The following is an 11,135-nucleotide window of genomic DNA, read 5'->3' as shown; positions in this document are numbered from 1 at the left end:
GACGCCGGAAGCGATTAGCCCTTTGCGCGCGCTTCTGACGCTTCTGGCCTGGCTGGCCCTGTATGCCCTCGTCCCTGGCCCCACGTTCGCCCAGGACTGCGACAAGGCCACGAGCGTGCCCGAGATGACCGAGTGCGCCAGACTGCGCCTGCGGGCCGCCGAGCGCGATTTGGGGGCGGTGTACGGCGAACTGCTCGACAACGAGGACAAGGATTTCGCCCAAACCGTGCGCGCCGCCCAGGAGGCCTGGATGAAGTGGCGCGAGGCCGAGGGAAAGCTCGCGTCATGGGGCGTCTCGGACCCGGGAGTGGCCAACCTGGAGCGCAACCGGCAGGAGGCGCGCATGACCGAAGAGCGCCTCATGGATCTCAAAGCTCTCCGAGGACGATGAGCTGACGGATCAGATATCTGTTTGAAGGCCGATTCGTATTACGATTTCTCCCACACCCCGCCCCAGAAAAACTCGCGCAAACCGGCGTCGAAGGCCGTGCCGGACTTGTCGCGCCGCCTGAATCCCAGGGATTCGAGGTGGGCGGCCTGCTGTTCGTTTTCCTGAAGGGTCAGGGTGCAGGTGACGTAGGCGAGGAGACCGCCGGGCTTGAGCAGCCGCGCGGCGTTGCCGACAATGCGACGCTGCAGGGCGGCCATGCGGCCGATGTCCGCAAAAGTGCGCTTCCACTTGGCGTCTGGTCTGCGGGAAAGCACGCCAAGACCCGTGCAGGGGGCGTCCACCAGGATGGCGGCCGGTGAGGTCTTCAAGGGCGGCCGTGACGCATCCGCGAAAAAGAGGACAGGGCACTCCAGGCCGAGACGCGCTGCGTCGTGGCGCAGTCCGCGCAGGCGCGGCGCGCTCACGTCCGAGGCCCAGAGAGGGCGCACGCCGTTCTCAGCAAGGGCCAGGGACTTGCCGCCGCGCCCGGCGCAGGCGTCCCAGACCGGGCCTGGCCAGCGTTCGAACCCGAGTCTCTGGAGCATGTCCCCGGCGGCGAAGGACTGGCGGGAGGCCAGGCCGTTGCGGCAGGCGACTTCCAGGCTGGAAGGCACGGACTGGGGCTCGAAGGCGATCCAGGGGAAGGCAGCGCGCGCAGGGGCAAAGCGGGAAAGTTCGTTGAAGAGCGCCCGGGCGTCCGGCCTGGCCCGGTTCAGCCGGAAACCGGCCAGCGGCGGGGCCGCCTGGGCCTCCAGGAGGTGCTGGGCCGTGTCCGGGTACTGTTCCAGCCAGATTTTGACGATCCAGGCGGGCAGGGCGTGCCAGACGCTCAGGAAGTCCAGGCGGCCCTGCGCGCCCTGGCGGTAGAATTCCGGGTTGGAGGCGTCGCGCCCGAGGGCCTGGATGCGGCGCAACACGGCATTGGCAAGCTTGGCGGGGCCTTCTCCGCAACGGGCGCGCACGGCGTCAACCGTCCAGGAGAGGGTGGCGTGGGGCGGCACCTGGTCCAGGTGAACCAGTTCGTAGGCCCCCAGCGAAAGCAATCGCAAGGCCATGGGCGGCGTGCCCTCGGGCCGCGAAAGCTGTCGGCGCACCAGATGGTCCATGCGGCCCTTGAGGCGCAGCCAGCCGTAGACCAGCTCAGTAGCCAGCCCCCGGTCGCGCGGGTCCTCCAGGGGGCGCAGGGCGCGGTCCAGGGCCGCCTGCACGTCCAGGGCGGCGCGCTGGTCCAGAGGCAGGGTTTCGTCCAGCGCCGTCAGGGCGGCCGCGCGCGCAGGGGGAAGCGAGCGTGCCGCGGCTGGGCGGCCGCCGTCGGATGCGCGTTCCGTCCGGCTGCCGGGAAGGCCAGGTCCGACCGCATTGCCTCGTGGGTCGCGGCCTCCGCTGTCCTTCCTTCCGGAACCAGAGCCGCCGGGGCCTTTCCTGCCGTGGGGGCCTTTGCCAGAGCCGTTGCGGCCTGAATCCTGCGCGCTCACTTGGAGACGTCCAGGGTGGGCGTCAGCCGGGGCAGGACCACAACGGGATTGCGCTCGACCTGGAGAAAGTGGCGCAGGGCCTTCTCCAGGCGCTCCAGGGGCACCACGGTGTCCAGGCAGGGTCCCTTGGGCCGCTCGTTGAGCACGCCGAAGACTGGCAGGGGATAGGTGTCCTGGATGCCGCTGGCCAGGTCGCGCTCGCAGGCCACGGCAAGGATGAGCCTGGGCCGTTTCTGCACCACGATGCGCCGGGCGATGGTGCCGCCGGTGGCGATGGCCATGTGCACTCCGTAGGCCTCCGTAAGGGCCAAAAGACCCGCCACGGGGCAAAGGCCGCAGCGTTTGCAGTTGAAGATGTCGTAGGTGAGGCGAACGCCGCAGGTGCTCGACTGCAGGCAATGGGGCAGGAGCAGCAGGATCTCGTGGGGCTTGTAGTGCTTGCCCTCGCCCAGAACCAGTTCGTTGTTCACCTTGATGAAGGAGTTTCGCACGCGCTCCTTGGAGATGCCGAAGAGCCGCGCCAGGATGATCATCAGGGGCAGGAAGAGCTTGATGGTCACGCCGCGCAGGCGTTTGGTGAGGGGCAGCGTGCGCCCTGCGGCCACGGAGAGGGCCAGCCCGAGGCTCGCCCATCCGACTAGCACGATGGCCAGGGCCACCACGCAACCCCAGACCGCGCTGGCCCAGGGGTGAATGGTGTCCAGCCCGATGGTGGGCACGATCCACAAAAGGGCCAGCACCGTGGTGACGGCCAGGGACGTGGCGGCGATGAGCCCGATGAACAGGCGTTTGCGGGACGATTCGACGATTTCCATTGGGGAAAGCATAACCTCTTTGCCGAATGAATCAAGGCGGCCGCTCAGCGGACCTGCCGGGGTCAGGAAAGCAGGTCGTCGGGCGGTGGGCAGCTCAGGGGCAGCGTCGGGTCGATGCGGTTCAGGTAGCCGCAGGCAAAGGCGGCGGCGTCCATGCGCTTCTTGCCGGCGGGAGTCAATTGAGAAATGTGATAGACGCCATCGAGGCAAGCAATGGAAAGCCCCTCGCTGGAAAGCCCCAGGATGCGTCCTGGAGGGTTTCCCCGGGTGTTGCCCTGCTCGAAGGCCCCAGGATGCGCCTGGAGGCGAATACAGCGATTTTCGCCGGGAATGTCGATGTGGAAGTAGGCGCCTGGCTTGGGGGACATGGCCCGGATGCGGTCGTGCACTTCGCGCACGGGGCGGTCCCAGCGGATGAGCGTGTCGTCCTTGGTGAGCTTGGCGGCGTGGGTGGCCAGGGAGTCGTCCTGGGGCTCGGGCGCGACGGGGCCGCATTCCAGCAGTTTCAGGGCTTCAACGGCGAGTTCCGCGCCCATGCTGGCCAGGCGGTCGTGCAGGGCGCCGCCGGTGTCCTCAAGAGTGATGGGCGTGGCGCGCTTGAGGAGCATGGGGCCGGTGTCGAGCCCGCGCTCCATGCGCATGATGGTGATGCCCGTTTCGGTGTCGCCCGCCAGGATGGAGCGCTGGATGGGCGCGGCCCCCCGGTGTCGGGGCAAGAGCGAAGCGTGCACGTTCCAGGGGCCGTGGCTCGGGATGTCCAGCACGCTCTGGGGCAGAATAAGCCCGTAGGCGGCCACCAGGAGCACGTCCGGCGCGAAGCAGGCCAGTTCGTCCACGGCGGCCTGTTCCTTGAAGTTGAGCGGCTGCATGACGGGCAGGCCGCGCTCCAGCGCGAGCTGCTTAACGGGCGAAGGAAGGCACTTGTGGCCGCGCCCGCAGGGGCGGTCGGGCTGGGTGTACACGGCCTTGACGCGGGCCGCACCGGAATCGAGCACGGCCCGGAGCACCTCGGCCGCGAAGCCCGGGGTTCCCATGAAGACGGCGCTCAGGCCTGCTTGCCGCTCTTCTGCCACTTCTTGATCTTCCCGTCGTAGAGCGCGCGTTTCAGGCGGCTGATGTGGTCGATGAAGAGAACGCCGTCCAGGTGGTCGATCTCGTGTTGCAGGCAGACGGCCAGGATGCCGTCGGCGTCGACCTCCACGTCGTTGCCGTCCAGGTCCTTGGCTTTCACCTTCACCTTCTCGGCGCGGGTGACCTTGGCCCGGAAGTTCACCACGGAGAGGCAGCCCTCCTCGTCGGTGACCTGGCCCTCCTTGGAGACGATCACGGGGTTTACGAAGAATTTCAGGTCGGTGCGCTCGTCGGGGCCGGAAACGTCCACGGCGATGAGGCGGCAGCACTCGCCCACCTGGGGCGCGGCCAGGCCTATGCCGCGCTTGGCGTACATGGCCTCGGCCATCTCCTCGGCCAGTTTGCGCAGCTCGGGGGTGATCTCGGTGATTTCCTTCGCGCGCTGGGCGAGGACGGGGTGGGGATATTTGAGGATTTCGCGCGGCATGGGCCTAGTCTTCCTTGGTTTCCTTGGCCGACTCGCGCAGCTTCACGCCCAGTTCGCGCAACTGCTTCGCCGCAACGACGCCGGGGGCCTCGGTCATGAGGCAGGTTGCCTTCTGGGTTTTGGGGAAGGCGATGACGTCGCGGATGGATTTGGCCCCGGACATGAGCATCACGAGACGGTCCAGGCCGAAGGCGATGCCGCCGTGCGGGGGCGCGCCGTAGCGCAGGGCGTTCAAGAGGAAGCCGAATTTCTCCTCGGCCTCCTCGGCGCCGATGCCAAGGGCCTCGAGCATGGCGGTCTGCCGGTCGAGGGTGTGGCTGCGGATGGAGCCGCCGCCGATCTCGTTGCCGTTGAGCACCAGGTCGTAGGCGCGGGCCAGGGCGTTGGCGGGGTCGGTCTTGAGCAGCTCCAGGTGGCCGTCCTGGGGCGAGGTGAAGGGGTGGTGCTTGGCCACGTAGCGCTTCTCCTCGGGGTCGTGCTCCAGCAGGGGGAAGTCCGTGACCCAGAGGGGGCTGAAGACGCTCTCGTCGATGAGGCCAAGGCGTTCGCCCAGTTCGACGCGCAGCCAGCCCAGGGCGGTGTTCACCATGTCGGCCCCGCCCGCCTGGAAGAAGACGATGTCGCCCACTTCGAGTCCCAGGCGCTGGGCCAGGGCCTTCTTCTCGTCCTCGGAGAAGAACTTGGCGATGGGAGACTGCCACTCGTTCTCGCGGATCTTGATCCAGGCCAGGCCCTGCGCGCCGTAAATCTTCACGAACTCGGTGAGCTCGTCGATTTCCTTGCGGGTCATGGATTCGCCGCCGGGCACGCGCAGGCCTTTGACCAGCTCGGCCTTGGCGAACACGCGCAGCTCGCAGCCGCGCACGATGTCGGACACGTCGGAGAGCTTGAGGCCGAAGCGCAGGTCGGGCTTGTCCAGGCCGTAGTCGCGGATCGCCTCGGCGTAGGGCATGCGCGGGAAGGGATCGGGCAGTTCGCGGTCCAGGCATTCGCGGAAGAGGGCGCGCACCATGCCTTCGGCCATGTCCATCACCTGGGCCTCGTCCACGAAGCTCATCTCGATGTCGATCTGCGTGAACTCGGGCTGGCGGTCGGCGCGCAGGTCCTCGTCGCGGAAGCATTTGACGATCTGGTAGTAGCGCTCCATGCCAGCCACCATGAGCAGCTGCTTGAAGAGCTGGGGAGACTGGGGCAGGGCGAAGAAGCGGCCCTGGTTCACGCGGCTGGGCACCAGGAAGTCGCGCGCGCCCTCGGGCGTGGAGAGCGTGAGCATGGGCGTCTCGATCTCCAGGAAGCCCAGGGTGTCCAGGTAGCGGCGCACGCTCTGGGCCGCCCTGGAGCGCAGGATGAAGTTCTGGGCCAGCTTGGGGCGTCGCAGGTCCAGGTAGCGGTACTTCAGGCGCAGGGCCTCGCCCGCGTCCACGCGGTCCTCGATGGCGAAGGGCGGGGTCTGGGAGGTGTTCAGGAGTTTCCAGTCCGAGACCACCACCTCGATCTCGCCCGTGACCATGTTGGGGTTGGTCATGCCTTCAGGGCGGCGCCGCACGCGGCCCTTCACGGCCAGCACGTACTCGGAGCGCACCACGTGGGCGCGGGAGTGGGCCTCGGGGGCGTGGTCGGGGCTGAAGACCACCTGGGTGAGTCCCGCGCGGTCGCGCAGGTCCACGAAGATCAAACCGCCGTGGTCGCGGCGGAACTGCACCCAGCCCATGAGGCACACCTCGGCCCCGTCGTCGGCGCCGGTGAGCTGGCAGCAGGAGTGGCTACGCCGCCAGTCTCCCAGGGGATCGGTGGCGCGGGGGGATTCGTCGTCGAGAAGTGTCTGGTCCATGGGGCTGGGGCTCCGAAAGGGGATCGTAGTTAGGGGCGAAGGGCCTGGGCGACGCTCTCGCGCGCCACGGTGCGCTGTTCGCCGGACTGCATGTCTTTCACCTGCACCTGGCCCGAGGCGGCTTCGGCCTCGCCCAGGATCAGGCAGAAACGGGCGCGGCTTCTGGCCGCCTGGCGCATCTGGGACTTCATGGAGCGCTCGGCCAGCGCCGATTCGCCCGATAACCCCGCGCGGCGAAGCTCCCTGGACAGGAGCACGCCCTGGGCCACGGCGACTGCGCCCATGGCCACCAGGTGGAAGTCCGGCGCGGGGGCCTCCTGCGCGCCCATGAGCAGCGCCAGACGCTCCATGCCGCAGGCGAAGCCGACTCCGGGGAGGTCCGGGCCGCCGAGGTTGCGCACCAGGCCGTCGTAGCGGCCGCCGCCAGCCACGGCCGACTGCGCGCCGATCATGTCCGAGGTGACCTCGAAGGTGGTGCGCACGTAGTAGTCGAGCCCGCGCACGAGGCGGGGGTTGAGCGTGTAGGGCAGACCCCCGGCGTCGACCACTTCCAGCACGGCGTCGAAGTGGGCCTTGCAGGCTGGGCACTGGTGGTCCGCGATGGAGGGGGCGGTGCGCGTGAGCTCCTTGCAGCCGGGGACCTTGCAGTCCAGCACGCGCAAGGGGTTGGTGAGCTTGCGGCGCATGCAGTCCTCGCAGAGCTGGCCCGCGTCGAAGCCCCGGAAATACTCGTTGAGGGCCGCGTTGTAGCCGGGACGGCAGTCGGGGCAGCCCAGGGAGTTCAGCTCGAAGGAGAGGCCCGTAATGCCGATCTCGCCCAGGAAGTCCGCCAGCATGAAGAGCATCTCGGCGTCCAGCAGGGGCGAGGGCGATCCGAAGGCCTCCACGTCCAACTGGTGGAACTGGCGCATGCGGCCCTTCTGGGGGCGCTCGTAGCGGAACATGGGGCCGTAGGTGTAGAGCTTGGTCAGCTCCTCCTGGGCATGCAGGCCGTTCTCCAGGTAGGCGCGCACCATGCCCGCCGTGGCCTCGGGGCGCATGGTCAGGGAGCGTCCCTTGCGGTCCGGGAAGGTGTACATCTCCTTCTGAACCACGTCCGTCTCCTCGCCGATGGAGCGCGAGAAGAGCTCCGTGCGCTCCAGGATAGGCAGGCGGGACTGGCGGTAGCCGTAGCTGCCGAAGACGCGGCGCGCTGCTTCTTCCAGGCGGTCGAACACCTGGGCGTCGGCGGGCAGCAGGTCCGCGAAGCCTTTGATTTTCTGAATTTTGTCCATGTGTGAACCTTGGGGCGGACGCCCTTGAAAAAAAGGACTGTTACTCTCAAGCGTTTGCGTTGTCAAAAGCTCTGGCGTGGCGTCAGGAGGGCTGGGCAAAGGCCCGGGTGGGCAGTCCCGTGAGGGGGGCGTCGAGCGTGAGGTCCAGGGCCATGCCGCAGTAGGCGCCTACGGGCAGGGGCAGGGCCATGCGGCCCAGGCCCCAGAGGGGGAAGCCGGGCTTCCAGGTCCACGGAGGCCCGGGGAGCACCGAGGCGTGCGCCGCCGGGGCGTGACCGGTCACCTTGCGGGCCAGGACGTGCATGCCCCAGGGCGAGAACCACTCGCCCCGGCGCACGATGGAGCCTTTGCCCGCGCAGAGCCGGTAGAAGCTCCAGCGGTTCAGGTAGCCCACGATCACGGCCGAGCGGGCCACGCGCACGGCCTCGCGCAGGGCGGCCTCGGGGTCGGGCACGAACTCCAGCACCGTGAGCAGGGCCGCCACGTCGAACTGGTTGTCCTCGTAGGGCAGGGCCGTGCAGTCGCCAAGGTTCACTTCGGCGCGATGGCCCAGGCGCGTGCGCGCGGCGTGGGCCATCACCGGGGACTTGTCCAGGCCAGTGACGTCGTAGCCCGCGTGGTGGAAGAACTCCAGGAACACGCCCGGCCCGCAGCCGATCTCCAGCAGCGTGCGGCCCCGGCGCGGCCACGCGGAGATCAGGCTCTCCAGAAGACGGAACTCCTGGGCCAGGGCGTAGGCCCCCCGGGGCGAAGCGAGCCAGCGCTCGTAGCGGGCGAGGTCGTCCAGGTCCCAGGGCATGGAGGCCTACCCCGCCTTCTTCTCCTGCCTGGCCCAGGAATCGCGCAAGCCCACGCTCCTGTTGAACACCAGCCGGTCCGGCCCGTGATCTCTTCTGTCGGCCACAAAGTAGCCCACGCGCTCGAACTGCACGAACTGTTCGGGCTTCATGGCGGCCAGGGCGGGCTCCACGGGCACGGCGGTCAGCGCCTGGAGCGATTCCTTGTTCACGTTGTCCAGGAAGTCCTTGCCCTCTTCCACGTCCATGGGGTCGGGCTTGGTGAAGAGGCGGTCGTAGAGGCGCACCTCGGCCCAGGCGGCGTGGCGCGCGCTCACCCAGTGGATGGTTCCCTTCACCTTGCGCCCGTCCTGGGACCAGCCGCCCTTGGTGGCCGGGTCGTACGCGCAGCGGATCTCCGTGATCTCGCCCGTGGCCGGGTCGGTCTCCACCGAGGTGCAGGTGACGTAGTAGGCGTGGCGCAGGCGCACTTCCTTGCCCGGCGAAAGGCGGTGGTAGCCCTTGGGGGGCTCCAGCCGGAAGTCGTCGCGGTCGATGTAGAGCTCGCGGCAGAAGGGCACGGCGCGCTCGCCCAGTTCGGTCTTTTCAGGGTGGTTGGGGCAGGTGAAGACCTCTTCCTGGCCCTCGGGGTAGTTCTCCACCACCAGCTTCACGGGGTTGAGCACGGCCATGGCGCGGGGGGCGCGGTCGTTCAAGTCCTCGCGCAGGCAGGCCTCCAGCATCTCGTATTCCACGGTGTTGGCGGCGCGGGCCACGCCGATGCGCTGGGCGAAGAGCCGGATGGCCTCGGGGGTGTAGCCCCGGCGGCGCAGGCCCTGCAGGGTGGGCATGCGCGGGTCGTCCCAGCCGGAGACGTGGCCCTCGGTGACCAGCTGGATCAGGCGGCGCTTGCTGACCACAACATAGGCCAGGTTGAGCCGGGCGAATTCGTACTGCCTGGGGCGCGAGGGCACGGGGAGGTTGTCGATCACCCAGTCGTAGAGTTCGCGGTTGTTCTCGAACTCCAGCGTGCAGATGGAATGGGTGATGTGCTCCAGGGCGTCGGAGAGGCAGTGGGTGAAGTCGTACATGGGGTAGATGCACCAGGCGTCCCCAGTACGGTGATGGTGGGCGTGGCGGATGCGGTAGAGCGTGGGGTCGCGCATGACCACGTTGGGCGAGGCCATGTCGATCTTGGCGCGCAGCACCCGGGAGCCGTCGGGAAACTCGCCCGCGCGCATGCGCCGGAAGAGGTCGAGGTTTTCGTCCACGTGGCGGTTGCGCCAGGGGCTGTCCAGGCCGGGCTGGGTGAGGGTTCCCCGGTTCTCGCGGATCTGCTCGGCGGTCTGGTCGTCCACGTAGGCCAGGCCCTTCTTGATGAGCAGTTCCGCGAATTCGTAGAGCTTCTCGAAGTAGTCGGAGGCGAAATAGAGCCTGTCGTCCCAGGAGAAGCCCAGCCACTGCACGTCGGCCTGGATGGCGTCGACGTACTCCTGCTCCTCCTTGGAGGGGTTGGTGTCGTCGAAGCGCAGGTTGCAGGTTCCGCCGAACTCACGGGCGATGCCGAAGTTCAGGCAGATGGACTTGGCGTGGCCGATGTGCAGATACCCGTTGGGCTCGGGAGGGAAGCGGGTGGCTACGCTGGCGTGCTTGCCGCTCTTGAGGTCCTCGTCGACGATGGTGCGGATGAAATCGAGATGCCGTTCCGGAGTGTCGCTCATGGTGCTTCCTTATGTCCCGAGTGGTCGTCGTGCGGAAATAGGGAAAAAGAAAGCGCCGGTCAAACAGGTCGGGCGCCCGTCGTTCAGTCAACGACGGGGAGCTGGTCGGTGCCGTGCTTCTCGTAGACCTCTTTCTGGGCCAGCTTGAACTCGTCAACGGAGAAGTCGAAGCCTTCCTCGCGCAGGAAAGCCCAGTTGGCTGCAGCATCCTCGCATTCGTTGACGCGGCGGCGGAAGTCCGGGTCCTGGCGCATGCGCTCCATGTATTGCTTGGCGGAATCGATGCTCATGGTGGTGCTCCTACCGGACGAAGTTGATCGACATTTTCGCAAAACGAGCGCGTTCCGTCAACCGGAGGTGTTATCGTGCCAGTTGATGGCACGGCTATGTCGTGATAGGTTTCATCTATGAACATCAGCCATGACAACGCGCAGCGCATTCGTTCGTCCATCCTGGAGAAATACTCCCGGGTGGCCACGAAGGCGCACGGGGAGTTCCGCTACCCCACCGGCGAGGAGGGGCTGCAGGGCCTGGGATACCACGCAGCCTGGTACGGCCACCTGCCGCGCTCCGTGCGCGACTGCTTCTGCGGCGTGGGCAACCACTTCTCCATGGGCCTCCCTGCCCCGGGCAGCCGCGTGCTGGACGTGGGCTGCGGCTGTGGCGTGGACACCCTCATCGCCGCGCGCCTGGCAGGCCCCGGGGGCTTCGCTGCGGGCGTCGAGTTCTCGCCCGGCATGGCCGCCAAGGCGCGCGAAAACGCCCTGGCCTCGGGCACGGCCAACGCCGCCTTCGCGCGCGGCACGGCCGAAGCCCTGCCCTTTGCCGACGAAAGCTTCGACGAACTGCGCTCCAGCGGCGTCTACAACCTCGTGGTGGACAAGGAGCGCGCCCTGCGGGAAGCACTGCGCGTCCTGCGCCCCGGCGGTCGCCTGCTCGTCGCAGACCAGGCCCTCACCGGCCTGCCGCCGCAGACAGAGGCCGACGCCGTGGCCTCCTGGTTCCGGTGACAAGGCGGAGCCATACCGGGAACGGCGTTCCTGGCCATGCTGGAAAAGACCGGATTCGTTGAGGCGGCCGTGAAAGGCGAAAGCGGCTACAAAAGCTCGCCCGTCACCATGGGCACGCTCTTCTACGCCGTGAAGCCCCGGTAAGAGCGGGGCTCCGCCCCGGACCCCGGCAGGGCGCTGCCCTGCACCCGCTGGGGGGATGATCCCCCCAGACCCCGCAATTGCTTCGCGGGCTTCACCGGCTA

Annotated in this window: 11 protein-coding genes; 2 read left to right on the top strand and 9 right to left on the bottom strand. The window is 67.9% G+C overall.

The window, feature by feature from the left end:
- Positions 1-391, top strand: a 391-nt coding sequence (locus tag ACV4UX_RS14665; protein WP_491594024.1) for a lysozyme inhibitor LprI family protein, incomplete at its 5' end; no start/stop codon positions are given.
- Between the two features lie 38 nt (positions 392-429).
- Here the strand turns inward: ACV4UX_RS14665 and ACV4UX_RS14660 are convergent.
- From ACV4UX_RS14660 to ACV4UX_RS14620, 9 genes are all read right to left on the bottom strand, one after another.
- On the bottom strand, positions 430-1,905 hold the full coding sequence (locus ACV4UX_RS14660) for an RsmB/NOP family class I SAM-dependent RNA methyltransferase (RefSeq protein WP_491594023.1): 1,476 nt from the start codon (positions 1,903-1,905) through the stop codon (positions 430-432).
- Entirely contained in the window at positions 1,902-2,720 is an 819-nt protein-coding gene (locus ACV4UX_RS14655) for a DUF116 domain-containing protein (RefSeq protein ID WP_491594022.1), read from the bottom strand. The genes ACV4UX_RS14660 and ACV4UX_RS14655 overlap by 4 nt, the downstream gene beginning before the upstream one ends.
- 62 nt (positions 2,721-2,782) lie before the next feature.
- Positions 2,783-3,793, bottom strand: a complete 1,011-nt coding sequence (gene fmt, locus ACV4UX_RS14650) for a methionyl-tRNA formyltransferase (protein ID WP_491594021.1) — start codon at positions 3,791-3,793, stop codon at positions 2,783-2,785.
- Complete coding sequence (def, locus tag ACV4UX_RS14645; protein ID WP_491594020.1) at positions 3,766-4,278, bottom strand: peptide deformylase; 513 nt, start codon at positions 4,276-4,278, stop codon at positions 3,766-3,768. Before def ends, fmt begins: the two co-directional genes overlap by 28 nt.
- A 4-nt stretch (positions 4,279-4,282) precedes the next feature.
- Complete coding sequence (gene aspS, locus ACV4UX_RS14640; RefSeq protein ID WP_491594019.1) at positions 4,283-6,109, bottom strand: aspartate--tRNA ligase; 1,827 nt, start codon at positions 6,107-6,109, stop codon at positions 4,283-4,285.
- Between the two features lie 29 nt (positions 6,110-6,138).
- On the bottom strand, positions 6,139-7,383 hold the full coding sequence (hisS, locus tag ACV4UX_RS14635) for a histidine--tRNA ligase (protein WP_491594018.1): 1,245 nt from the start codon (positions 7,381-7,383) through the stop codon (positions 6,139-6,141).
- 82 nt (positions 7,384-7,465) lie between these two features.
- Entirely contained in the window at positions 7,466-8,182 is a 717-nt protein-coding gene (locus ACV4UX_RS14630; protein ID WP_491594017.1) for a class I SAM-dependent methyltransferase, read from the bottom strand.
- 6 nt (positions 8,183-8,188) lie between these two features.
- The gene (locus ACV4UX_RS14625) at positions 8,189-9,880 is read right to left on the bottom strand and encodes a glutamine--tRNA ligase/YqeY domain fusion protein (RefSeq protein ID WP_491594016.1); all 1,692 of its coding nucleotides are present in this window, start codon (positions 9,878-9,880) and stop codon (positions 8,189-8,191) included.
- An 83-nt stretch (positions 9,881-9,963) separates the two neighbouring features.
- Positions 9,964-10,170 carry a Nif11-like leader peptide family natural product precursor gene (locus ACV4UX_RS14620; protein ID WP_491594015.1) on the bottom strand — a complete coding sequence of 69 codons (207 nt, stop codon included), beginning with the start codon at positions 10,168-10,170 and terminating at the stop codon, positions 9,964-9,966.
- A gap of 117 nt (positions 10,171-10,287) precedes the next feature.
- On the opposite strand from ACV4UX_RS14620, the gene ACV4UX_RS14615 reads away from it, so the two are divergent.
- Positions 10,288-11,034 carry a methyltransferase domain-containing protein gene (locus ACV4UX_RS14615; protein WP_491594014.1) on the top strand — a complete coding sequence of 249 codons (747 nt, stop codon included), beginning with the start codon at positions 10,288-10,290 and terminating at the stop codon, positions 11,032-11,034.
- Positions 11,035-11,135: the final 101 nt, after the last annotated feature.

Source organism: Fundidesulfovibrio sp., from assembly GCF_058402725.1.
This window is presented reverse-complemented; position numbering and strand designations above follow the sequence as displayed.